This is a genomic window from Streptomyces shinuiensis, from assembly GCF_043660855.1.
In the GTDB taxonomy this organism is placed as follows: domain Bacteria; phylum Actinomycetota; class Actinomycetes; order Streptomycetales; family Streptomycetaceae; genus Streptomyces.
In genome coordinates, this window is sequence record NZ_JBIHML010000001.1 from 4,657,433 (window position 1) to 4,680,554 (window position 23,122).

Consider the following 23,122-nt stretch of genomic DNA (forward strand, 5'->3'; position numbering starts at 1 on the left):
TGCCGGGCGAGCTCCTCCGGAGGAATCGCACGAACCGCCCGCCGCAGTGCCCCCGGGCGCCGCGGCGGGCGGCCCGCGTCCTCTCACCGATCCGCGCACCGGGGCATCCCCAGCCCCAGCGAACCGGTCATGGAGAAGGCCCCCTCCACCCAGCGGCCCGCCCACCGGCCCGGTGCCGGGGCGTGCGGGAGCTGAGCATCGGCGGCGGCGACGTCCACCTCGATCCCGCCGAGCGTCCGCACCCTCAGGCGGTGGAAGACCTCACCGCTGATCTCGCTCTCGGTGCGCTCGGCGGCCACCACACCGCCCGCGAACAGGGCCTGCGCCGCGGGCGCCCACTCCCGGCCCGAGTCGTCGGGGCGGAACAGCCCGGAGGGGATGAGGTACTCCGGTGCGAACCCCGGCTCGCGCTCCCGCTGCGCCGCGTCGTACGCGGCCCGGTCCTCGTACAGGTCGATCCGCTCGGCGAGCGCGCTCAGCCGCAGAAGCCCCCCGGTGGGCGCGCCGCCCTCCTGCCGCCCCAGCGCGCGCAGTTCCGCGCGGTCGGTCAGTCCCACCGGCAGCGGGCACAGCGTCCGGCCGCCCTCGCCGTCCAGCAGCTCCATGTGCGCGACCCCGTCCGGGGCCAGGGCGATGCCGCGCACCGGCACCGGCGCCCCCCGGGGCACCAGGGCGGGCAGCACGTACGTCAGCGAGCCCTCGCCGTCGATCTCCAGTTCGACGCGTGCGCCGCCCGTGCCGGTCCACACCACCCGCACCGCACCCCCGCCGACGGGCTCCGCGCGGCCGAGGGCGTACAGTCGCCGCAGCAGTCCGCCGTACTCCTGCCTGCCGCCCACCTCGAGGCCGATGGCTCCGAAGTGACTGGTCATCACGCACCCCCGTGGGATCGATCGGCCTCGACAGCCCCTACCGTCCTCCGCCCGCCGGGAGAGGGCAATCGGATTTCGTCCCGGGCGCCGGGGAAGGATGGACGGTGGGCCGGGCCTGTCCGCAGCGGCCGGTCCACCGCGTACACCCGCCCCGATCCCTGGACAGCCCGTGCCGATACCAGTCCTCCGCCCGGTTTCCGCCTCCGCCCTCGCGCTGAGCGCCGCCCTGTTCCTGGCGGGCTGCGAGTCGATCGACCTCGAAGCCCCGTCCTCGGCGACGGAGTCCGGCTCGTCGGCCGGACGCGCCGTCAGTCCGCTGGAGAACGAGGAGGGCACCGAGCCGGGACTGGCGCCCGTGTCCTCCGCCGCGGACCGTGAGCGGGCCCGCGAGATCGTGTCGGAACTGGCGACCAGGGGACGCGGGCCCAGGACGGGTTATGACCGGGACGAGTTCGGCTACGCGTGGATGGACACCGCCGACGGGGTGCCGCTCGCGAGGAACGGGTGTGACACCCGCAACGACCTGCTCGCCCGCGACGGCGAGGAGTTGCGCTTCCGTTCCGGCTCCGACTGCGTGGTCGTCGCCATGACGCTGGCCGACCCGTACACGGGCGAGGAGATCGCCTGGAAGAAGCAGGACGCCGCCGAGGTGCAGGTCGACCATGTGGTGCCGCTGTCGTACGCCTGGCAGATGGGCGCGTCCCGCTGGCCGGAGGGCAAGCGCGAACGGCTCGCCAACGACCCGCTGAACCTGCTGCCGGTCGAGGGCCGTGCCAACTCGGCCAAGGGCGACTCCGGTCCGGCCTCCTGGCTGCCGCCGAACAAGCGGATCCGCTGCGCCTACGCGGTGCGCTTCGCGCAGGTGGCCCTGGAGTACGAGCTGCCGGTGACCACGGCGGACAGGGGGATGATGCTGCGGCAGTGCGGGGGCTGAGGCCCGCGGCACGGGCGACCGGGCCGGACCGGGCGGTCTGGTGGGGAGGGCCGGTTTTCCCCAACATTGGGGTATCGGCATTCACCGGCACCGTCCCCACCGGGAGGAAACATGAGACGCCCGCCCGTCCCCGCAACCGCCTTGGCGTTACTGGCCGCCCTCGCCACCGTGTTCCTCGGCGTCCCCGCCGCCTCCGCCGCTCCCGCCTCCGCCGCTCCGGCGGCGCTGACCGTCGTGCGCGGCGGCGACGTGCTCTACGGCATCGACGGCCGCCACTGCACGGTGGCCTTCAACGCCCGCGGCGGCGGCGAGTTCTACGGTCTCGTCGCGGGGCACTGCATGAGTGAGCAGGCCATCACCTGGTACGCCGACGCCGCGCGGACCGTGCCGGTCGGCACCACCGCGGCCCGGAGCTTCCCCGGCAACGACTACGGGCTCATCCGCTACACCAACACCCTCCTGTCCTACCCCGGCGTGGTGAACCTGGGCGGGGGCGTCGTCCAGGACATCACCGGGGCCGCCTCCCCCCGCGTGGGCCAGTCCGTCTGCCACGTGGCCCGGGCCGGCGGGCTGCACTGCGGCACGGTCACCGCGGTCAATGTCACGGTCAACTACGGCGGCGGCGTCGTCTACGGGCTGTTCAGCTCGAACGCCTGCTCGGAGCCGGGCGACACCGGAGGCCCCGCCTTCTCCGGGACCACGGCCCTCGGCGTCGTCGTGGGCGGAAGCGGCAACTGCACCTACGGCGGCGTCACGTACCACCAGCCCGTCGCCTGGGTCCTGGCCGCGTACGGGCTGAGCCTGTACTGAAGCCGGCGACGGCGCCCGGACGGGAGACCCCGGGCCCGTGGAGGCGTACTTGGCAGAGGATGCGGCACCTTCTAATTTGACGGTGGCCATTCAAATCGGAGGTGCCGCCGCAAGCGGTGCCTCCGGCTGCCGAGGAGGACCGCATGTTCGGCTGGAGAAGACCCGAAGCCCGTCGGATCACCGGAATCACCACCGCCGTGCTGACCCTGGCGGGGGCGCTGTCCCTGGCCGCCCCGGCGGGGGCCGCCGCCGGTGACCGGCAGGGCGCCGGCCCGGAGGCGGCCGTGGCCGAACGCCTCGTGGAACGCGGGCGCGCCGGGGCCGAAGCCGCGGCGGCGCACGACACTACGCGCGTCAACATCACCCGCGGCGCGGGAGGATGGGCCTTCGGAACGGCCGTACTGGCGACCGAGCCCGGCTCGGAACGGATGCCCAGGGGCTGGCTGTTCCTCGCCGAGCGCGAGGGCGGAACATGGCGGGCCGCCCTGGAGGGCGAGGAGCGGTTCGCCGAGCTGTCCCGGCGCTCCCCGCTGGTCGAGCCCGAGGAGAAGCCCCTGTTCGCCGGGCTCGACGGCAGGCAGGGCAGGGCCCCGGGAGGCGGCGGCCCGGGCGGCGGCGAGGTCGTCGCGTACGGCGCGGGCGACTACCGCACCGGCATGGCGCTGCCGACGACCGTCGGAGCCAGCACGGTCATGACAAGCGGCCCCCACGGCTGGAGCGGCAGCGCGGCGCCGTGGAGCTCGCTGGACTTCGCAGGGGGCGACGAGGTGGTGCGCGCCGCCCGGCAGGGCACGGCCTACACCATGTGCCGGGGCTGGATACGGGTCGTCCACGACCGCGGCTACGCCACCGACTACTACCACCTGTGGAACAACATCAACACCGACGGCGGCTGGGTCAACACCGGCGCGTTCCTCGGCTACACGGGCACGGACGTCACCTGCGGCGGCGCCGCCTACGGCCGCCATGTCCACTTCGGTCTGATCCAGAACGGCTCGTACATCCCGCTCGCGGGCCACAACCTGGGCAAGTGGGTGATCTACAACGGCTCCGCCGCCTACCAGGGCTCGGCGATGCACGGCAGCAGGCGGGTGAACGCCGGCGGGACCCTGTACAACTACGGAGCGCTGGGCCTGAACCAGGCCGTGGTCGACGCCAACGGAGGCGGTCACGTCAACAAGCGCACCGGACCGGGCACCGGTCACGCGATCGCGGGCTCGGCCGCGGACGGAGCCACGGTCACCGTCTCCTGCTCCGCCTCCGGCACCTCGCACACCGGCCGCTACGGCACCACGAGCCTGTGGAACAGGCTCAGCGACGGCACCTGGGTCAGCGACGCCTATGTGTGGTCGGGCGTCAACGGCCCGGTCAGCGGCTGGTGCTGAGACCCCTCGCCCGCCGCACCGCCTCCGCGCGGTGCGGCGCGGTCGCCCGGACGGGGAGACGAACCGACCGGCTTTCCTCCCGGGTACGGCCGTGTCCCCGCACACCGCCATCACGGTGGTGACGGCGAAGGTACCGTGCGTCGCCGAACGAACGGACCGGAGGCGGGAGTCGTGGGCACGACACGGCGAACGGTTGCGACCGCACTGGTGGCGGCCGGTGCTGCTGCTGGGCGGACGCGGTCAGACGGACGGCGCCGGCGGACCGGACGGCGCCGCCGGGGAGGCCGCCGGCGACGGCCGGTCCGTCCCCCCCCCGGAACCGGTGGGCAGCCGGAGCACCGACCGGTCCGCCGACTACGACACGGCCGTCCTCGGCTTCCACGAGGACGGCGTCTTCACCCGGGAAGCCGGGACGGGCATGGTCACGGGCCGCTACGAGGTCAGGAACAGCACGCTCGTGACCTTCCCCGAGGAGGGGAGACCGAAGGCGTACGCCCGGCGGACGGGAGAGGGCGGCTGCCTGTGCCTCGGCGGGGTCCGGCACTGCCCGTACTCCTGGACCCGCGCCCCCGGAGGCGGCCGGTGCGGTGGTCAGTGGGCCGCGGTCGGGGGCGGCAGGTGGCCGCACAGCCGCGGACAGACGACCGTCCGTCCGGGCTGCGCCCCGGCCCTGCCCGGCGGGCGCCCGGTGTGCTCTCTCCCGGCCGCCGGACGGCACCGCGCCCGCAGGGGGCGCCGGTGGAGGGATCCGTTGAGACAGCAGAGCCTGTGCGGGGACCGGGACAGAAAGCGGGGGGAAGGCAACACGCTCACACCGTATCGGCCCCGGCCCGTTTCCGGGCCTGCCGTGTGAGTACCGGCACACCGGCCGCAGAGCGCACGGGACTTCCGCCGCGTCGGCCGGACGTCCGTCCGGCCGGACGCGGCTCGCCCGGGCACACGATCACGAACCCCGCACCGTCCAAACCGAGTCGGACCGCCTCACCGGAACCCGGGACCCCGGCGGGTCGCCGCGCTCGGCCCGGCCAGCGGACCGTGCGGCGGGAGAGTGGCTGCGGCGCCGATAGCGTGTGCCCATGGCGATGGACGGGATGACGGCGGCCGACGGGCTCGGGGACGCCCCGGGAGGCCGGGGGCCGACCGCGACGACACAGGCGCGGGCGGACGAGGTGGGCGCCGTGCGGACGGTCTACGCGCCCGACCCGGACGGTGCCCCCGACCCCGGCGAGATCGTCTGGACCTGGGTGCCGTACGAGGAGATGGACGGACGGGGCAAGGACCGGCCCGTCCTGGTCGTGGCGCGCGAGGCGGCCGGCACCCTGCTCGCCGTCCAGCTCTCCAGCAGGAGGCGGGACGGCGAGCACGACTGGGTGCCGCTCGGCTCCGGTCCCTGGGACCGCTCCGGGCGGGACTCGTGGGTGGATCTGGACCGGGTGCTGCGCGTCCACCCTCGGGGGATGCGGCGCGAGGCGTGCGCGCTGGACCGGGCGAGGTTCAACCGGGTGGTGCACAGCCTCCAGCGGCGGTACGGCTGGCGCTGACCCGGGCGCATACTGACCCGGTACGGCACAACCGACTCACAGCGCTGCCGCGAAGGAGGCCACCGTGGACGGTCGGCTCAGCCCCATGCCCGAGGACTGGAACCGCGCGCTCGCGATCGTCGCGCACCCCGACGACCTGGAGTACGGTGCCGCCGCCGCGATCGCCCGGTGGACCGCCGCCGGGCGGGAGGTCGCCTACCTGCTGGTGACCCGGGGCGAGGCCGGGATCGACACCATGGAGCCCGAGCGGGCGGCACGGGTGAGGGAGGCGGAGCAGCGGGCGAGCGCGGCCGTGGTCGGGGTGGAGCAGGTGGAGTTCCTGGACCACCGGGACGGGGTCATCGAGGAGGGCGTCGCCCTGCGCCGCGACCTGGCCGCCGCGATCCGCCGCCACCGGCCCGAACTGGTCGTCACCCTCAACCACCACGAGACCTGGGGCGGCGTCAACTGGAACACCTCCGACCACCGGGCCGTCGGCCGCGCGGTGCTGGACGCGGCCGGGGACGCGGGCAACCGCTGGATCTTCACCGATCTGGCCGGCCAGGGCCTGGAGCCGTGGGACGGGGTGCGCTGGGTGGCGGTCGCGGGGTCGCCGCAGCCGACGCACGCCGTGGAGGTGGGCGAGAGGGACGTGGACCGGGCCGTCGCCTCGCTCGCCGAGCACCGCGCGTACATCGGGGCGCTCAGCGACGAGGAACCCGCCGAGTACGCCCGCGATTTCGTCACCGGCGTGATGGACATGCTCGCCGAACGCACCGGCGGGCGGCGGGCCGTGGCCTTCCAGGTGTACCCGAGGGGATGACCGGGGCGCCCGGCCCGCGCACCGGAGTGGTGCGGTGCGCGCGCGGTCGCGGTGTTCCGCTGTGCCGCGGTGCGGGAGGGACGGGGGGTCACCGGCCGTCCGGGGCCGGCGGGCGGAGCCTCAGGTGCAGGGTGAGCGCTGCGATGGGCAGGAGCAGGGCCGCGCCCATCGCGTTGAGCCAGCCGTAGCCCGCCTGCGCGACGACCAGGCCGGCGAGCGCGCCGCCCGCGCCCGCCGCGGCGTTCATGGACAGGTCGGACAGCCCCTGGACGGCCGCGCGGGAACCCTGCGGCACCGAGTCGGTGAGCAGGGTGGAACCGCCCACCAGCCCCGCCGACCAGCCCAGCCCGAGGAGGAACAGGCCCGCGGCGCTCCGGACGTGGTCGCCGTCCGCCGTACCGGCGATCAGCGCCGCGCACGCCAGCAGCGCGACGCCGACGGAGATGACGGAGATCCGGCCGATGCGGTCGCACAGCCAGCCCATCAGCGGGGAGAAGGCGTACATGCCCGCGATGTGGCCGCTGATCACCAGGCCGATCAGCTCGATGCCGGCGCCGTGGTGACCGAGGTCGACCGGGGTCATCACCATGATCGAGACCATGGTGGTGTGCGAGCCCGCGATGGCCACCAGGGCCAGCCGGGCCCGCGGCGAGGCGGTCACGGCACGGAGTCCGGCGCGCAGCGAGCGGCTCTCGGCGGACGCCGGGGGGTACCCGTCGGCGGCGGCCAGGGCGCGGGCGGTGAGCAGGGGGTCCGGCCGCAGCAGGACGAACACCAGTGCCGCCGCCAGCAGGAAGACGCCCGCACCCCACAGGAACGGGCCCGCCGCCTCGGGAACGCCGAGGCCCCTGACGCTCCGCCCGGCCGGGGCTGCGATGTTCGGACCGAGGACCGCGCCGATGGTCGTGGCCCACACCACCGTGGAGATGGCCCGCCCGCGGTGGGCGGGGTCGGCGAGGTCGGCGGCGGCGAAACGGGCCTGGAGATTGGCGGCGGAGCCCGCGCCGAAGGCCGCCGTGCCCAGCAGCAGGAGGGGGAAGCTGCCCAGGACGGCGGCGAGCACCACCATGCCCCCGCCCACCGCTCCGACCAGATAGCCCAGGGCGAGGCCCGCGCGGCGGCCGCGCGCGGCGGTCAGGGCGGCGAGCGGCAGGGACAGCACGGCCGTACCCAGGACCGACGACGTCATCGCCAGACCGGAAAGCCCCTCGGAACCGCTGACCTCCTCGGCCAGCACGGCGGCCAGCGCGATGCCCGTGGCCACGCCCAGTCCGCCCAGGATCTGGCCGGCCACGAGCACGGCGGTGGTGCGGCGGCGCAGTGCGGTCAGGTCGTCTCCGCGGGAGACCGCGGCGGTGCCGCGGGGGCCGGGTATGCCCGAGAGGCCGTCAGCGGTGTCGGCGGTGTCGGCGGTTCGGGAGGTGTCCTTCACAGGGGGAAGTCTGCCAGCCGGATGCGGCCGGGCAGATCGGCGGGGGCACGTGGAGAGCGAGGTTCGCCACAGGCGGACCGGAAGGGAGCGGAGCCGGAGGGGAGCCGCTGCCCCGGGCCCGCGGGCAGGGCACGGGGCGAGGAGGTCAGAACAGCGGTGCCGGAAGGACCCCCTCCAGCGTGAGCAGCGCCCGCTTGGTCTCCAGCCCGCCGCCGAAACCGCCCAGCCCGCCGCCGCTCTCCACCACCCGGTGGCACGGAACCACGACAGGCAGTGGATTGGACCCCATGGCGACGCCCACCGCGCGTGCCGCGCCCGGCTCGCCGACGCGGTCGGCCAGGGTCTGGTAGCCGACGGTGCTGCCGTAGGGCACGGAGGCGGACAGCGTCCGCAGCACCCGCCCGTTGAACCCGGAGGTCAGGGACCAGTCCAGGGGCACGGAGAACTCCCGCAGCCCGCCGCGGAAGTACGCGTCCAGTTCCCGGGCCGCTTCGGCCAGGACCGGATCGTCCCCACCGGGAGCCGGCTCTGCGCCCAGCCGCCCGGCGAGCCGGGCCAGGCACCGGCGCACCGTCCGCTCCCCGGCGTGGAAGACGACGGTCACCAGCCCCCGTCCGGTGGCCGCGAGCAGCAGTGGGCCGACCGGGGTTTCCCGTACGGTCCAGGCCGGGGCCGTGACGCCGCCATCGGCCGATGTCTCGGTCATGGGGCGAGTCTACGGAAACGGCCCCCGCCGCGGACCGGTACGCGGACGCGGCCCGCGGCGGGTCCGGCTGCCGGGCGGTCAGGCGGCCGGGGAAGAGGCCCCTGCTTCCCGGGCCGCTTCCCGGGCCGACTCCCTCGCTTCCCCCACCGCCTCCTCCAGTGCTTCCTCCAGCTCCTCCCGGGACTCCTCCTGCGAGTCCTCCCGCCCGCCGCCCCGGACGGCGTCCCCGGCACCGGACCGGGTGGCGTCCCGGACGACGTCCGGGTAGTTGGAGATGATCCCGTCCACCCCCATGGCGGCGACCCGGCGGGCCGCCTCCGTGCCGTTCACCGTCCAGGTGAAGACCTCCAGCGGCTTGCCGTGGGGGCCCTTCAGAGCGTGTACCCGCCGCACGTACTCCCCGGTCAGGGTGGTGTGGGGCGGATTGATCTGGTCGCTGAACCGCGCGTACCGCGGCAGCTCCTCGACGGCGGGAGTGCCCAGGAAGCCGGTCCTGACGGCCGGCGCCTGCTCGTGCACGGCCCGTACCGAGTCGGCCCCGAAGCTCTGGACGACCAGCTTGCTCCGCACGTGCTGCCGGTCCAGCCACCCCTCGCCGCGAAGCTCGCCCAGGATGTCGGCCTCGATGCCCGGGTAGAGCTCGGGCCGCTTGATCTCCAGCAGCAGGTTCTGGCCGGTGCGGTCCAGGTGCCGCAGGTACTGCTCCAGGGTGGGCACCCGCTCACCCGCGTACAGCGGGTCGAACCAGCTCCCCGCGTCCAGCCGGGCGATCTCGGCGGCGGTGAAGTCCGCGACCCTCCAGGGCGCGCGGTCGGGGAAGACCTCCTCGACGTCCGTGGTGCGGCTCAGGGTGGCGTCGTGCATCACGACGAGTTCGCCGTCCCTGGTGCGCTGCACGTCGTTCTCCACCCACTTGATGTCCAGGGCGCGGGCGGCGTCGACGGCGGCCAGGGTGTTCTCGGGCGCGTAGCCGGAGGCCCCGCGGTGCGCGACCGGGACGGGGGCCCCTGCCGGCGGTGCGGCCTGCGGGGCGGCCTGGGCGGGGGCGGCTGACAGGACGAGCGCGCAGAGGCCGGCGAGTGAACCGGTGACGGTGGCAGCGGGGCGTAGGGGCACGGGGGACTCCTCACGTCTTCGGTGCACTGACCCCAGAAGCATTCCGGCATCGGTGGCCGGTTACATGGGTGAGAAGTGGACAGAACCTGAACGCTTCAGGGAAAGCCCCTCGCCGGTGGCGCACCGGCCGCGCCCGGACCGGGCTTCCGGGCGGGGCCCGGAAGCCGCACCCGGTTGTCGGTGAGGGGACGTAACGTGGTGGACATGCGGCCCCAGACCCAGATCGAACGCAGGACGGCGCCCTTCGAGGTCGTCAGTCCCTACCAGCCCAGCGGCGACCAGCCGGCGGCCATCGAGGAGCTGGCCAGGCGCGTCACGGCCGACGAGAAGGACGTCGTCCTGCTGGGCGCGACCGGCACCGGCAAGTCGGCGACCACCGCGTGGATGATCGAGAGGCTCCAGCGGCCGACTCTGGTGATGGCGCCGAACAAGACGCTCGCCGCGCAGCTCGCCAACGAGTTCCGTGAACTCCTGCCGAACAACGCCGTCGAGTACTTCGTGTCGTACTACGACTACTACCAGCCCGAGGCGTACGTTCCGCAGACGGACACCTACATCGAGAAGGACTCCTCCATCAACGAGGAGGTCGAGCGGCTGCGCCACAGTGCGACGAACTCGCTGCTCACCCGGCGCGACGTCGTCGTGGTCGCCTCCGTCTCGTGCATCTACGGCCTGGGCACGCCGCAGGAGTACGTCGACCGGATGGTGCCGCTGAGGGTCGGCGAGGAGACCGACCGGGACGCGCTGCTGCGCCGCTTCGTCGACATCCAGTACACCCGCAACGACATGGCGTTCACCCGCGGCACCTTCCGGGTGCGCGGCGACACGGTCGAGATCTTCCCGGTGTACGAGGAGCTGGCCGTCCGCATCGAGATGTTCGGTGACGAGATCGAGGCCCTCTCCACGCTCCACCCCCTCACCGGCGAGGTCGTCTCCGAGGACCGGGAGCTGTTCGTCTTCCCCGCCTCCCACTACGTCGCGGGCCCCGAGCGGATGGAGCGGGCCATCGCGGGGATCGAGTCGGAGCTGGAGGAGACCCTCGCCCGCATGGAGAAGCAGGGCAAGCTGCTGGAGGCGCAGCGGCTGCGGATGCGGACGACGTACGACATCGAGATGATGCGGCAGATCGGCACCTGCTCCGGCATCGAGAACTACTCGCTGCACATCGACGGCCGCGGGAAGGGCTCCCCGCCGCACACCCTGCTCGACTACTTCCCCGACGACTTCCTGCTGGTCATCGACGAGTCCCATGTCACCGTCCCGCAGATCGGCGCCATGTACGAGGGCGACGCCTCGCGGAAGCGGACACTGGTCGACCACGGCTTCCGGCTGCCGTCCGCGATGGACAACCGGCCGCTGAAGTGGGAGGAGTTCCAGGAGCGCATCGGACAGACGGTCTATCTGTCGGCGACACCGGGGCAGTACGAGCTGTCGCGTTCCGACGGCGTCGTGGAGCAGATCATCCGCCCCACCGGCCTGGTCGACCCGGAGGTCGTGGTCAAGCCCACCGAGGGCCAGATCGACGACCTGGTGCACGAGATCCGCACCCGCACCGAGAAGGACGAGCGCGTCCTGGTCACCACGCTGACCAAGAAGATGGCCGAGGACCTGACCGACTACTTCCTGGAACTGGGCATCCAGGTCCGGTACCTGCACAGCGACGTGGACACCCTGCGCCGGGTGGAGCTGCTGCGCGAACTGCGCGCCGGCGAGTACGACGTGCTGGTCGGCATCAACCTGCTGCGCGAGGGCCTGGACCTGCCGGAGGTCTCGCTGGTGGCCATCCTCGACGCCGACAAGGAGGGCTTCCTGCGCTCGGGTACCTCCCTGATCCAGACCATCGGCCGCGCGGCGCGCAACGTCTCCGGCCAGGTGCACATGTACGCCGACAAGATCACCCCGGCGATGGCCAAGGCCATCGACGAGACCAACCGGCGCCGGGCCAAGCAGATCGCCTACAACGAGGCGAACGGCATCGACCCGCAGCCCCTGCGCAAGAAGATCGGCGACATCGTGGCGACGATCGCCCGCGAGGAGGTCGACACCCGGGAGCTGCTGGACAGCGGCTACCGCAAGACGGGCGCCGGAGAGGAGCGCCGGGCCAAGGCCCCGGTGCCAGACCTCGGTCGCGCGGCCGGTGGGGACGGCGGCCGCGCACGGGGCGGGGGAGGCGGGGGCCGGGAGGCCGCCCGGCCCACCGACCGGCCCGCCACCGAACTCGCCGAACTCATCGAGGAGATGACCGAGCGCATGCGGGCCGCGGCGGCCGAGCTGAAGTTCGAGGTGGCCGCCCGGCTGCGCGACGAGGTCGGGGAGCTGAAGAAGGAGCTGCGGCAGATGAAGGAGGCGGGCCTGCGGTGATGTGAGGGGCGGTGCGGGGCGGCGGAGCAGGGAGGAAGTGTTGCAGGAACGACACAAAGCCCGACCGTCCCGCCCGTGCCGCCGACGGCGGTGCGTAGGGTTCGTGGCAGTCGCCGGAGACGGCGGCCGATCGCAACGGCTGGAAAGAGGGGAACGCACGTGACGGTCAACTTGTCCAAGGGACAGGCGATCAGCCTGCAGAAGTCCGACGGGGGCACCCTGACCGCGGTGCGGATGGGGCTCGGCTGGCAGGCGGCTCCCCGCCGAGGCCTGTTCGGCCGGCGCACCCAGGAGATCGACCTGGACGCCTCGGCGGTGCTCTTCGCCGGTCAGCAGCCCGTGGACGTCGTCTTCTTCCGCCACCTGGTGAGCGACGACGGCTCCGTGCGGCACACCGGCGACAACCTCGTCGGCGGCGCCGGGCAGGGAGGCGACGACGAGGCGATCCTGGTGGACCTCCAGCGGGTCCCGGTCCACATCGACCAGATCGTCTTCACCGTGAACTCCTTCACCGGTCAGACCTTCGCCGAGGTGCAGAACGCCTTCTGCCGGCTGGTGGACGAGACGAACGGCCAGGAACTGGCGCGCTACACCCTCACCGGCGGCGGCCAGTACACCGCGCAGATCATGGCCAAGGTCCACCGCCAGGGCGAGGGCTGGCAGATGACCGCCCTGGGCACCGCGGCCAACGGCCGCACCTTCCAGGACCTGATGCCCTCGATCACTCCCCTCCTGTAGGAGGCTGCGAGCGGACGCGGGGAGGCCACGGGGGCCGCGGCGGGGCACAGCGGAACACACGGGGGAGGGGGCGCGGCGATGGCGGCCGAACTGGTCCGGGGGCAGAACCATCCACTGCCCGGGAGCCGTCTGGAGATCCGGGTGTCGGCGGGAGGGCCGGTCGTGGCCGGGGCGACGCTGGGCGACGAGGCCGGGCGGCTGCGCGAACCGGGCTGGATCGCCCACCCGGGCTCTCCCCGCCTGCCCGGGCTGGAGGTCTCCCGGCAGGCCGCCGCCGACCACCGGATCGCGGTGGACCTGGAGGCGCTCCCCGGGACCGTGCACCGGGTCAACGTGCTGCTCGCCCTGCCCGCCGGGGCCGGCGGGCCGCTCTCCTTCGGAGCGCTGGCCGCCCCCGTGGTGACCGTCACCGCCCCCGACGGCACCGAGGCCGCCGGGTACACCGTCACCGGGCTCGGCACCGAGTCCGCCGTCGTCGCGGTGGAGCTCTACCGCCGACAGGGTGCCTGGAAGGTACGCGCGGTCGGCCAGGGCTACGCGGGCGGGCTCGCCGCCATGCTGGAGGACCAGGGGCTGCCCCGGGCCCGTGAGCTGGCCGCCGCTGTCGAGGAGGCCATCGCCTCGGGTGCGGCCCGCGCCGTGGCACCGCCGCCGGCCCGTACCGGGGGTCAGGAGCGCGGCCGGCGCACCGCACCGGTCGGCGGGCCGCCCGGCGCACCGGGCACCGCTCCGGAACCGCTCCCGCGATCGCTTCCGGACGCGCCGCCGCAAGCCCCCGCGGCGCTCCGGCCCGCTCCCGCCGGAGCGCCCGGACCGCCCGCGCCCGCCGCCGCCCCGGGGCCCGTGGACTACCGTCACCCCCGCCGTACGCCCCGTACGGCGGATGCACCGCCGCCCGACCGGCCCGTGGCGGGCGACGCTGCGGGCCGGAGCACGGAGGAACGGCTCTACAACCAGGTCTGGGGCATGTTCGAGGACCTGGCCCGCACCACCGCCGCCTACCGCAGCGCCGTCGACTTCGCCGACTCGCGCATGGAGCAGGAACTGGACGAGGCGCTGGCCGACCCGCGCTCGCGGCTCGGCCCGGGCGCGGACGCCGCCCGTGCCCGGGCCGGGGAGCGCCGCGCCGAGCTCGTCGACCGGGCCCGTGCCGCCTTCGAGCGCGATCTCGCCCAGCTCACCGCCGAGTCCGGGGTCGTCGAACCGGCCCTGCCACCCGCCCTCGCCCGCTGGGACAGCCCCGTCTGGGACGCCTACCGGGTGCCCACGGAGGCGCCGACGGCGGTGCGCCTGGGCGATCTCGGCCTTCCCGAGCACAGTGGCCTGCGCGTGCCCATGCTGATGCGGCTGCCCCTGGAGCGCGGGCTGTGGATCGACGCCGGACGCACCCCTCCGACCGCCTCCCGCACGGCAGGCCCGCACCGGACGCGCCGCCTGGCCGGTGAGCTGGCAACCGCCGTCGCGGGCCGGCTGCTCGCCGTCCACCCGGCCGGCGACTTCGCCGTGCACGCGCTCGACCCCACCGGCGCCGCCGCGCCCGCCCTGGCCCCGCTGGCCGAGTCCGGCGCGCTGCGCGAGCCGCCCGCGACGGGCCCGCAAGGTGTCGCCTCGGTGCTCGGCGGACTGACCCGCCGCGTCGATCTGGTGCAGATGGCGTTGCGCACCCGTGCCACCGACGCGCTTCCGCCGGATGTGGACCTGGCCGGGCAGTTGCTGATCGTCCACGACTTCCCGCACGGGTTCGACGACCGGGCCGTCACCCGGCTGCGCTACCTCGCGGACGAGGGGCCGTCCGCCGGGGTCCACCTGATGATGGTCGCCGACCGGGAGGAGGCGCGGGAGTACGGACCCGTGCTCGACCCGCTGTGGCGGTCGCTGCTGCGGCTCACCCCCGTGCCCGACGACCACCTCGCCGACCCCTGGGTCGGCCACGCGTGGACGTACGAGCCGCCGCTGGTGCCGGCCGGCAGCCCGGTCCTGTCCCGGGCGCTGGGGCGGCTGGCCGAGGCCTTCCGGCGGTACGGGCGCTGACGAACGGGGCCGCAACTCCCAGGCTTTGCCTTTTCTTGGCTCTGCTTTACTCTTCCTTGAGCGGAGGGGAGTACTCCCGTATGCGGCGTTCCCGTCAGTACGGGCCGGGTGTGACCGGCCCCGGGGCGCCGGCCCGTGGGCCGACCGGGCCCCGGGCGGAGGAGACCTCCGGCAACCGGAGCCGGAGGATTCCTGCATGGACGTTTCCACGACCACCTGGGCGCTGACCGTCGTCGGTCTGTGTGCCCTGATCGCGGTCGACTTCTTCATCGGCGGACGCAAGCCGCACGAGGTCTCCATCAGGGAGGCCGGCGTCTGGACAATCGTCTGGGTCGTCCTGGCGATCCTCTTCGGCACCGGGCTGTACGCCGCAGGGGAGGGCCGGGCGGCGGGCGAGTTCGCCGCGGGCTACATCACCGAGAAGTCGCTCAGCGTCGACAACCTCTTCGTCTTCGTCCTGATCATGGCGAAGTTCGCGGTGCCCACCATCTACCAGCAGCGCGTGCTGATGATCGGCGTGCTCATCGCCCTGGTGATGCGCGCGATCTTCATCGCGGTCGGCGCCGCGCTGATCTCCACCTTCTCCTGGGTGTTCTTCATCTTCGGAGGCTTCCTGATCTGGACGGCCTGGAAGCTGGTGCGCGAGGCCCGTGCCGAGGCCGAGGGCCACGAGGACGAGGCTTATGAGGAGAACCGCCTGCTGAAGCTGGTGGAGCGGCGATTCCCCTCCACCTCCCAGTACCACGGCACCAAGCTGTTCGTCGTCGAGAACGGCAAGCGGCTGATGACGCCGATGCTGATCGTCATGCTGGCCATCGGCAGCACGGACCTGCTGTTCGCGCTGGACTCCATCCCGGCGATCTTCGGCCTGACCCAGGACCCGTACATCGTCTTCACCGCCAACGCCTTCGCCCTGATGGGCCTGCGCCAGCTCTACTTCCTCATCGGCGGACTGCTCAAGAGGCTGGTGCACCTGTCCTACGGGCTGTCGATCATCCTCGGCTTCATCGGCGTCAAGCTGGTGCTGCACGCCCTCCACGAGCAGGGCGTGCACGTCCCGGAGGTCTCCACCCCGGTGTCGCTGGCCGTCATCTGCGGCGTTCTGGTCGTCACCACGATCACCAGCCTGCGCGCGTCCCGGAAGCTGGGGCGCGAGGAGCAGGCCGTCCCGCGCGACTGAGCCGGCGGCCCGTCCCGAAGCGGCGGTACGGCCCGCCCCTGGACCCGGCCGTACCGCCGCGGTGCGTCACCGCACCACCGCGACCCGCCGCTCCCGCCGTTCACCGCTCACGGCCACCGCCACGGTCACCGTTCCCGGACGCAGTCCCGTCAGGGTGCCCGCCACCGGGTCGAGGAGGGCCACGCAGCCCGCCCGTGCCCGTGCCCGCCCCGCATCTCCGGTGCACAGGCCCCGCGAGCCGGTCCAGTCCGCGCTCAGCGGCCAGCCCACCGGCACCGTGCGCGCGGTGTCCCCGACGCCCTGGACGACCGCCGCGGAGACCCTCCCCGGCGCGCCGCCCGCCGCCACGGACGCGGGCGCGGTCAGGGAGAGCCCGTCCACATGGGCCCGGGTCCGGACCGAGATCCAGTCCCGGCCGGAGCCCTTGTCGATCCCGACCAGCGACCAGCCGCTGAAGCCGCCCTCACCGGCGGGCGCGGCCGGCGCCTTGCCCGCGTTGCCGTTGACCAGATACGGCACGCCGTCCACCCGGGAGGCGTGGAAGACGCCGACGTGCGCCCCGATGAACGCCGCCCCCTTGCCGGTGCGGCGGCGGAAGTCGCCGAGCCAGTCCTCCAGGAGGTCCGCCTCCAGCCGGTCGGTCAGCCGGCTGCCCCGCTGCGGGGTCGGATCGCGCGGCGGTACGTGCGCCAGCACCACGACCGAGCCGATCCCCTCGTCCCGCGCGGCGGCGTCCAGCCGCTCCCGCAGCATCCGGATCTGTTCCCAGCCGCCGCCGCGCAGGGTCAGTGAGGAGGTGTCGAGGGTGATGAAGCGCGTGCCCTCGTGGTCGAAGGAGCGGTGGGCGTCGCCGAACTCCGCGCGGAAGTTCTCGGTGGAGCCGCCCATCACCTCGTGGTTGCCCGGCACGTAGTACCAGGGCACCTCCCCGCCCAGCTCCTCGTCGAGCACCCGGCGGGCGAAGGCGAGGTCCTCGGGCGAGCCCTCGTCCACCCAGTCCCCGTTCACCACGGCGAAGTCGGGCCGGGCCGCCCTCACCTCCCGCAAGGTGCGCCGGGCCTTGCGCACCGCTTCGCCGTCCGGCTCGCGGGCGACGAACTGGGCGTCGGAGACCACCGCGAACCGCCAGTCGCGCCCGGCCGTGCCGGCGGCCGTCGAGATCAGCGGGTCCCGGTGGGGGCCGGCGGCGGGCAGGCCGACGTCCGGCGGGGTCCGGGCGGTCAGCCCGTCCAGGACGATCTCGCCGCGGTACAGCTCGCCGGGCCGGGTCTCGGCCAGATAGAGCCGCCGGACCTTCAGCGGATGGGCGACGCCCTCGGGCACCTCGAAGGCGATCCTCCGCCAGCCGGTCCAGGTGATGTGCGGACCGCGCAGTATCTGCGAGGTGCCGGCGGCGTCGGTGAGGTGGAGCGAGGGCCAGGCGCCGTGGCCGTCGCCCTTCAGCCACAGGGTGAAGCTCTGCGGCTGGCCGGGGACGGGGATCTGCTCCGGGGGGTTGGCGTAGGCGGCGCGGGTCGCGGTGGAGCGCGTGAAGTCGTACTCCATCCGCAGCCCGGTGCCCTCGTGCCCGGCGGGATCGGCGGTCAGGGAACCGGAGGCGCGTGCGGCGCTGAAGGCCCACCGCCCGGCGTCGTCGAAGCGCGCCACGCCGCGGTCCGTCAGGCCGACGGTGACGGCCAGGACCGTCTTCTTCCCCGCGACGGTCGCTCCGACCAGTCCGGAGGCGGACTCGGTGCCGTCGGTGGCGGCGACGGTGAAGCCGCCGCGCGCCGGGTCGGGGTCGACACGGAAGAGCGAGCGGTCGTAGTCGAGCGCCACGTCCGAGGGGTCGACGGGGGCGCTGTGTCCCCCGGCGTCGAAGCCGGTGAAGCCGAAGGGGGCCCGGGCGCCGGGCCCGGGGAGCCCGACCCGCCCCCGGGTCGGGGCGACCCGCTCCAGCGGGCCCAGCACCGTCAGGGTGGTGGAGCCGCGGGCGCGGCCGCGGCGCGCGACGGCCTCGGCCCTCCCCGCCGTGCGGGCGTGGAAGACGCCGTCGCCGTCCACCCGGCCGACCTCGGGTCGGGAGCTGTGCCAGCGGGCGGCTGTTCGTGCCGGATGTTCCGCCGGAGCGTCGGCCGGGCCGTGTGTCTCGTCATGGCCCGCGGCGGTGAGCGCGCGGGTCAGACCGGGGAAGACACGCTCCGGATGGCCGCCGGGCACATTGTCCGCCGAGGGGGCCTCGGCCGGCTCCGCGGCCGTCTCCACCCAGAAGCCCTCCAGACTTCCGCTGCCGTCGGGGGCGGTGACGGCCAGCCCGTTGGGGACCTCCCGCTCGGAGCCGTCGGAGGGGCTGTTCTCCACCCGCGGGATGTCCGAGCCGGGCTCGCGGGCGACCAGTGTGGAGGAGCCGCCGCCGTCGAGGTTGAGCGCGTTGTGGGCGCCCAGTTCGTCCATCAGCACGGCGAGCTCGGTGAGGGTGACGCCGCCGGACGCGGCCTGGCGGCCGTCCACGGTCAGTACGTGCATCGTGGAGCCGTCCCGGGAGAAACCCACGGCGGTGCGGGGGGCGGCGGTGTTGTTGGGCCGTCCGTCCCAGTTCCGCGGCTCGCCGTCCTCGACCAGCACGCCGCGGCCGCCGACCGCGGTGCGAGGCATCTCCCCGCCGCCGGTGCGCAGCTCGTACTCCCAGCTCACCGGATCCCCCGGGGCCAGCGCGGCCAGGGCCCTCGCGCCCGCGTCCCGGCCGAGCAGCACGGTGGTGCCCTCGGGCACCGGACCGCTTCCGGGAGAGTCGTTCACGCCGGTGACCCGGCCTCCGCCGACGGTGACCTCGGCGACCTGTGACGCGCCGTCCACGGCCAGGGCGCGGTCGGCGGCCCCCCACCGGGCGTTGAAGGCGCCGATGCCGTCGGCGGGGACGTTCGCGGCGTTGTACGCGGCCAGCGGCTCGGTCCCGCCGGGCAGGGTGAGGGTGCCCTCGAAGTACAGATCCAGGACGCGGCCCGCGCCGTCCGCGCCGAAACCGGCCGCCTCATGGACGCCGGGGGCGGGGGAGTGGGTGATCTCGCCGTCGTCCAGGCCCGGACCGAGCGGGGCGCCGGTCTCGTTGATGTCGAAGAAGTCGGCGTTGAAGGCGGCGACGGTGCGGCGCCCGGGGCCGGGGTCGTGTGCGGTGGCCAGCTCGGAGACGGTGGCGCGGTCGGAGACGGCGCCCGGCGACAGGTAGTCGACCTGCGCGCCGCCGTCGAGGTCGACGCTGAGGGCGTCGGCGCGCACCCACTTGTCCGGCTCCAGCCGCTCGAACGAGGTCAGTGTGGTGCCGGGGGCCACGGGCCGTACGGTGCGCGACAGCTCCATGCCGTCGTCGGTGGCGGTGGTGCGTAGGGGAGGGGAGAACGAAGCGGTGACAGGGGCGGCGGTGGCGGGGGCGGCTGCGACCGGTGGCGCCAGTCCCAGCCCGAGCGCGAGGACGGCGGCGAGGCGCACCGCGGCCCGTCCGGAGGATCTTCTGCTCTGCGACCTTCGTGACACGACATCACCCACAGACGCTGCGAGAGGACGCGCTCTCTGCGCGTCCAGCGCCACAGGGTGGCAAGGCCGGCCGGTCCGCACCAGAGGGCGTGCGCGAACACCGCCGGAACAACACGCTTTCCCCGTGCGTCCGTTGGACCGAACGGACGCACGGGGAAAGCATGGGGGCGAATCGGGCCGGGCTGCCGGGTCCGGCTGTGTTCAGTCGCCGGGTCCGGCTGTGTTCAGTCGCCGGGTCCGGCGACGAGTCGGCCGTTCTCCACCCTGACCGCGACCGCGGGGAGAGGTGCGCCCGCCGGACCCGCCAGCACCTCGCCGCTGGTGGTGTCGAAGAGGCTGCCGTGGCAGGTGCAGTCGGCCTCCAGTTCCTTCACCGAGGTCAGCACGCAGCCCGCGTGGGTGCACACCGCGCTGAACGCCTTGTACTCGCCCTCGGAGGGCTGGGAGACCACCAGTTTCTTCTCGCGGTACAGCCGGGCGCCGCCCACCGGTACGGCGTCGGCCGCGCCGAGGTCCACGGGCGCGGTCGGGACCGCCGGGGCCCGCCCGCCGCCACCGCCGGAGCAGGCGGTCAGGCCGAGGCCCGCGGCCCCGGTGAGGGCCACACCGCACAGCACGGAGCGGCGGCCGGGGGAGCCGGGGGAACTGTCGCTCATGGTCGTGTTCTCCTCTCCGCCGCTCACGGCTTCAGCGGCAGGACGTCCTGGAGGAACTTGCCGGTGTGGCTCCCAGGAACCACCGCGACCTGCTCCGGGGTGCCCTGGGCGACGACCGCACCGCCGCCGCTGCCGCCCTCCGGGCCCATGTCCACGACCCAGTCCGCCGTCTTGACCACATCGAGGTTGTGCTCGATGACGATCACCGTGTTGCCCTTGTCCACCAGCCCGGACAGCACCTCGATCAGTTTGCTGATGTCCTCGAAGTGCAGACCCGTGGTCGGCTCGTCCAGAACGTAGACCGTACGGCCGGTGGAGCGCTTCTGAAGCTCCGAGGCGAGCTTCACGCGCTGCGCCTCGCCGCCGGAGAGCGTGGTGGCGGGCTGGCCGAGCCGTACGTAGCCGAGGCCGACGTCGTTGAGGGTGCGCAGATGGCGGGCGATGGCGGGCACCGCCTCGAAGAACCCCAGCGCCTCCTCGATCGGCATGTCCAGCACCTCGGCGATGGACTTGCCCTTGTAGTGCACCTCCAGGGTCTCCCGGTTGTAGCGCGCTCCGTGGCAGACCTCGCACGGCACGTACACGTCCGGCAGGAAGTTCATCTCGATCTTGATCGTGCCGTCGCCGGAGCAGTTCTCGCAGCGGCCGCCCTTGACGTTGAAGGAGAAGCGCCCCGGCAGGTAGCCGCGGACCTTGGCCTCCGTCGTCTCCGCGAACAGCCGGCGCACATGGTCGAAGACGCCCGTGTACGTGGCCGGGTTGGAGCGGGGGGTACGGCCGATGGGGGACTGGTCGACGTGCACGACCTTGTCCACGTTCCCGTCGCCCTCCACCCGCACATGCCGCCCGGGCACCGACTTCGCCCCGTTCAGCTCGCGGGCCAGGTGGGTGTAGAGGATGTCGTTGACCAGGGTGGACTTGCCCGAGCCGGAGACGCCCGTGACCGCGGTGAACACACCCAGCGGGAACGACACGTCGATGTTCCGCAGGTTGTTCTCCTTGGCGCCGCGGACGGTCAGCATCCGCTTGCGGTCCACCGGGCGGCGTCCCCCGGGCGTCGGGATGACCTTCCGCCCCGACAGGTACTGCCCGGTCACCGACTCCTCGTTGGCCAGCAGTTCCTTCAGCGGACCGCTGTGCACGACCCTGCCGCCGTGCTCGCCCGCGCCCGGACCGATGTCCACCACCCAGTCGGAGGTCTTGATGGTGTCCTCGTCGTGCTCGACGACGATCAGGGTGTTGCCCATGTCCCGCAGCCGCACCAGGGTCTCGATCAGCCGGTGGTTGTCGCGCTGGTGCAGGCCGATGGACGGCTCGTCCAGCACGTAGAGCACGCCCACCAGGCCGGAGCCGATCTGGGTCGCCAGCCGGATGCGCTGCGCCTCGCCGCCGGAGAGCGTCCCGGCGGCGCGGTTGAGGGAGAGGTAGTCCAGGCCGACGTCGACCAGGAACCGCAGCCGCTCGTTGACCTCCTTCAGGACCCGCTCGGCGATGGTCTTCTCGCGCTCGTTGAGCTCCATGGTGCTCAGGAAGTCGGCGCACTCGCTGATCGACATCGCGGAGATCTCCGCGATCGACCTCCCCTGCACCGTCACGGCCAGGACGATCGGCTTGAGCCGCGTGCCCTCGCAGGAGGGGCAGGGCACCTCGCGCATGTAGCCCTCGAAGCGCTCCCGGCTGGAGTCCGTCTCCGCCTCCGAGTGCCGCCTCCTGACGAACGGGACCGCGCCCTCGAAGGCCGTGGTGTACGACCGCTCCCGCCCGTAGCGGTTGCGGTAGCGGACCTCGATCTGCGTGCGGTGGCCGTTGAGCAGAGCCTTCCTCGCGCGCTGCGGCAGCCCGCTGAAGGGGATGTCGGTGCGGAACCCGAGCGCGTCGGCCAGGGCGCCGATCAGCCTCCCGAAGTACTCCTTGCTGTGGCCGTGCGACCAGGGGTGGATCGCGCCCTCGTCCAGCGACTTGTCCGGGTCGGGGACGACCAGCTCCGGATCCACCTCCATACGGGTGCCGATGCCGCTGCATTCCGGACAGGCGCCGAAGGGGGAGTTGAAGGAGAACGAGCGCGGCTCCAGCTCCTCGAACGACAGGTCGTCGTAAGGGCAGTACAGGTGCTCGGAGTACATCCGCTCGCGCTGCGGGTCGTCCTCGTCCAGGTCGACGAAGTCGAGGATCACCATGCCGCCGGACAGGCCCAGCGCGGTCTCGACGGAGTCGGTCAGCCGCCGTTTGGCACTCTCCTTGACCGTCAGGCGGTCGACGACCACCTCGATCGTGTGCTTCTCCTGTTTCTTCAGCTTCGGCGGGTCGGAGAGCTGGACCGTGGTGCCGTCCACCCGGGCGCGGCTGTAGCCCTTGGTCTGCAGCTCGGCGAAGAGGTCGGCGAACTCGCCCTTGCGCTGGCGCACCAGCGGGGAGAGGACCTGGAAGCGGCTGCCCTCCGTCAGGGAGAGCACCTTGTCCACGATCGCCTGCGGGGACTGCCGGGCGATCGGGCGCCCGCACTCGGGGCAGTGCGGCTTGCCGACCCGCGCGAACAGCAGCCGCAGGTAGTCGTAGACCTCCGTGATGGTGCCGACCGTCGATCGGGGGTTGCGGGAGGTGGACTTCTGGTCGATGGAGACCGCGGGGGACAGGCCCTCGATGAAGTCGACGTCCGGCTTGTCCATCTGCCCCAGGAACTGCCGGGCGTAGGAGGACAGCGACTCCACGTAGCGACGCTGCCCCTCGGCGAAGATGGTGTCGAAGGCGAGCGAGGACTTGCCCGACCCCGACAGCCCGGTGAAGACGATGAGGGAGTCGCGGGGGAGGTCGAGCGAGACGTTCTTGAGATTGTGCTCGCGAGCCCCACGGACGATGAGACGGTCGGCCACGCCGATTGGCACCTTTCGTGTGGGATGTAGGGGTCGGACACCTGCCCGGAGCCCCTGCCCAAGGGTATGGGGTAGCGCCGCCGCGGTGTCGTGCCCGGGGCGCATCGCGAGCTTATAGCACGTACATTCGATTCACGGGGCCTCCTCCTCTCCTTCACCCGAAGGAGTGGTGGCGATA

At 73.5% G+C, this 23,122-nt stretch carries 16 protein-coding genes; 9 read left to right on the plus strand and 7 right to left on the minus strand.

Annotation, left to right across the window (positions count from 1 at the left end; all coding sequences use genetic code 11):
- Positions 1–83: 83 nt before the first annotated feature.
- Entirely contained in the window at positions 84–872 is a 789-nt protein-coding gene (locus tag ACGRHY_RS21040) for a hypothetical protein (RefSeq protein WP_394636879.1), read from the minus strand.
- Positions 873–1,041: 169 nt separating this feature from the next.
- On the opposite strand from ACGRHY_RS21040, the gene ACGRHY_RS21045 reads away from it, so the two are divergent.
- From ACGRHY_RS21045 to ACGRHY_RS21065, 5 genes are all read left to right on the plus strand, one after another.
- Entirely contained in the window at positions 1,042–1,806 is a 765-nt protein-coding gene (locus tag ACGRHY_RS21045; RefSeq protein WP_394636880.1) for an HNH endonuclease family protein, read from the plus strand.
- 111 nt (positions 1,807–1,917) lie between these two features.
- Positions 1,918–2,616 (plus strand): S1 family peptidase, encoded by a 699-nt coding sequence (locus ACGRHY_RS21050; protein WP_394636881.1) that lies wholly within the window; start codon positions 1,918–1,920, stop codon positions 2,614–2,616.
- Positions 2,617–2,759: 143 nt separating this feature from the next.
- The gene (locus tag ACGRHY_RS21055; protein ID WP_394636882.1) at positions 2,760–4,001 is read left to right on the plus strand and encodes a hypothetical protein; all 1,242 of its coding nucleotides are present in this window, start codon (positions 2,760–2,762) and stop codon (positions 3,999–4,001) included.
- Between the two features lie 1,082 nt (positions 4,002–5,083).
- On the plus strand, positions 5,084–5,542 hold the full coding sequence (locus ACGRHY_RS21060; protein WP_394638139.1) for a type II toxin-antitoxin system PemK/MazF family toxin: 459 nt from the start codon (positions 5,084–5,086) through the stop codon (positions 5,540–5,542).
- A gap of 85 nt (positions 5,543–5,627) precedes the next feature.
- Positions 5,628–6,344, plus strand: a complete 717-nt coding sequence (locus ACGRHY_RS21065) for a PIG-L deacetylase family protein (protein WP_394638140.1) — start codon at positions 5,628–5,630, stop codon at positions 6,342–6,344.
- A gap of 88 nt (positions 6,345–6,432) precedes the next feature.
- On the opposite strand, the gene ACGRHY_RS21070 is transcribed toward ACGRHY_RS21065, so the two are convergent.
- The 3 genes from ACGRHY_RS21070 to ACGRHY_RS21080 all read right to left on the minus strand — a co-directional run bounded on the left by ACGRHY_RS21070 (position 6,433) and on the right by ACGRHY_RS21080 (position 9,598).
- Positions 6,433–7,719, minus strand: a complete 1,287-nt coding sequence (locus ACGRHY_RS21070; protein WP_394638141.1) for an MFS transporter — start codon at positions 7,717–7,719, stop codon at positions 6,433–6,435.
- Between the two features lie 202 nt (positions 7,720–7,921).
- Complete coding sequence (locus ACGRHY_RS21075; RefSeq protein WP_394636883.1) at positions 7,922–8,482, minus strand: methylated-DNA--[protein]-cysteine S-methyltransferase; 561 nt, start codon at positions 8,480–8,482, stop codon at positions 7,922–7,924.
- A 78-nt stretch (positions 8,483–8,560) separates the two neighbouring features.
- Positions 8,561–9,598, minus strand: a complete 1,038-nt coding sequence (locus ACGRHY_RS21080) for a glycerophosphodiester phosphodiesterase (protein ID WP_394636884.1) — start codon at positions 9,596–9,598, stop codon at positions 8,561–8,563.
- 204 nt (positions 9,599–9,802) lie between these two features.
- Between ACGRHY_RS21080 and uvrB the strand changes: the two genes are divergently transcribed.
- The 4 genes from uvrB (at position 9,803) to ACGRHY_RS21100 (ending at position 15,908) form a co-directional block, all read left to right on the plus strand.
- Positions 9,803–11,959 carry an excinuclease ABC subunit UvrB gene (uvrB, locus tag ACGRHY_RS21085; RefSeq protein WP_394636885.1) on the plus strand — a complete coding sequence of 719 codons (2,157 nt, stop codon included), beginning with the start codon at positions 9,803–9,805 and terminating at the stop codon, positions 11,957–11,959.
- A gap of 159 nt (positions 11,960–12,118) precedes the next feature.
- Complete coding sequence (locus ACGRHY_RS21090; RefSeq protein ID WP_394636886.1) at positions 12,119–12,697, plus strand: TerD family protein; 579 nt, start codon at positions 12,119–12,121, stop codon at positions 12,695–12,697.
- A 78-nt stretch (positions 12,698–12,775) separates the two neighbouring features.
- A complete protein-coding gene (locus ACGRHY_RS21095) occupies positions 12,776–14,728 on the plus strand; it encodes a TerD family protein (RefSeq protein ID WP_394636887.1) in 1,953 nt (650 codons plus the stop codon).
- A gap of 196 nt (positions 14,729–14,924) precedes the next feature.
- Positions 14,925–15,908 (plus strand): TerC family protein, encoded by a 984-nt coding sequence (locus ACGRHY_RS21100; RefSeq protein ID WP_394636888.1) that lies wholly within the window; start codon positions 14,925–14,927, stop codon positions 15,906–15,908.
- Between the two features lie 66 nt (positions 15,909–15,974).
- Here the strand turns inward: ACGRHY_RS21100 and ACGRHY_RS21105 are convergent, their stop codons facing one another.
- The 3 genes from ACGRHY_RS21105 to uvrA all read right to left on the minus strand — a co-directional run bounded on the left by ACGRHY_RS21105 (position 15,975) and on the right by uvrA (position 22,944).
- Entirely contained in the window at positions 15,975–19,244 is a 3,270-nt protein-coding gene (locus tag ACGRHY_RS21105; protein ID WP_394638142.1) for a phosphodiester glycosidase family protein, read from the minus strand.
- Positions 19,245–19,642: 398 nt separating this feature from the next.
- The gene (locus ACGRHY_RS21110) at positions 19,643–20,074 is read right to left on the minus strand and encodes a Rieske (2Fe-2S) protein (RefSeq protein WP_394636889.1); all 432 of its coding nucleotides are present in this window, start codon (positions 20,072–20,074) and stop codon (positions 19,643–19,645) included.
- Between the two features lie 23 nt (positions 20,075–20,097).
- Positions 20,098–22,944: an excinuclease ABC subunit UvrA gene (gene uvrA, locus ACGRHY_RS21115; protein WP_394636890.1), complete on the minus strand. Its 2,847-nt coding sequence runs from the start codon at positions 22,942–22,944 to the stop codon at positions 20,098–20,100.
- Positions 22,945–23,122: the final 178 nt, after the last annotated feature.

Bases quoted from the DNA above. Each gene is read 5' to 3' on its own strand.
- ACGRHY_RS21105 (WP_394638142.1), bottom strand. From the start codon at position 19,244: ATGGAGCTGTCGCGCACCGTACGGCCCGTGGCCCCCGGCACCACACTG.
- ACGRHY_RS21065 (WP_394638140.1), top strand. From the start codon at position 5,628: ATGCCCGAGGACTGGAACCGCGCGCTCGCGATCGTCGCGCACCCCGAC.
- ACGRHY_RS21095 (WP_394636887.1), top strand. From the start codon at position 12,776: ATGGCGGCCGAACTGGTCCGGGGGCAGAACCATCCACTGCCCGGGAGC.
- ACGRHY_RS21040 (WP_394636879.1), bottom strand. From the start codon at position 872: ATGACCAGTCACTTCGGAGCCATCGGCCTCGAGGTGGGCGGCAGGCAG.
- ACGRHY_RS21110 (WP_394636889.1), bottom strand. From the start codon at position 20,074: ATGAGCGACAGTTCCCCCGGCTCCCCCGGCCGCCGCTCCGTGCTGTGC.
- ACGRHY_RS21100 (WP_394636888.1), top strand. From the start codon at position 14,925: ATGGACGTTTCCACGACCACCTGGGCGCTGACCGTCGTCGGTCTGTGT.
- ACGRHY_RS21050 (WP_394636881.1), top strand. From the start codon at position 1,918: ATGAGACGCCCGCCCGTCCCCGCAACCGCCTTGGCGTTACTGGCCGCC.
- ACGRHY_RS21055 (WP_394636882.1), top strand. From the start codon at position 2,760: ATGTTCGGCTGGAGAAGACCCGAAGCCCGTCGGATCACCGGAATCACC.
- ACGRHY_RS21075 (WP_394636883.1), bottom strand. From the start codon at position 8,482: ATGACCGAGACATCGGCCGATGGCGGCGTCACGGCCCCGGCCTGGACC.
- uvrB (WP_394636885.1), top strand. From the start codon at position 9,803: ATGCGGCCCCAGACCCAGATCGAACGCAGGACGGCGCCCTTCGAGGTC.
- ACGRHY_RS21060 (WP_394638139.1), top strand. From the start codon at position 5,084: ATGGACGGGATGACGGCGGCCGACGGGCTCGGGGACGCCCCGGGAGGC.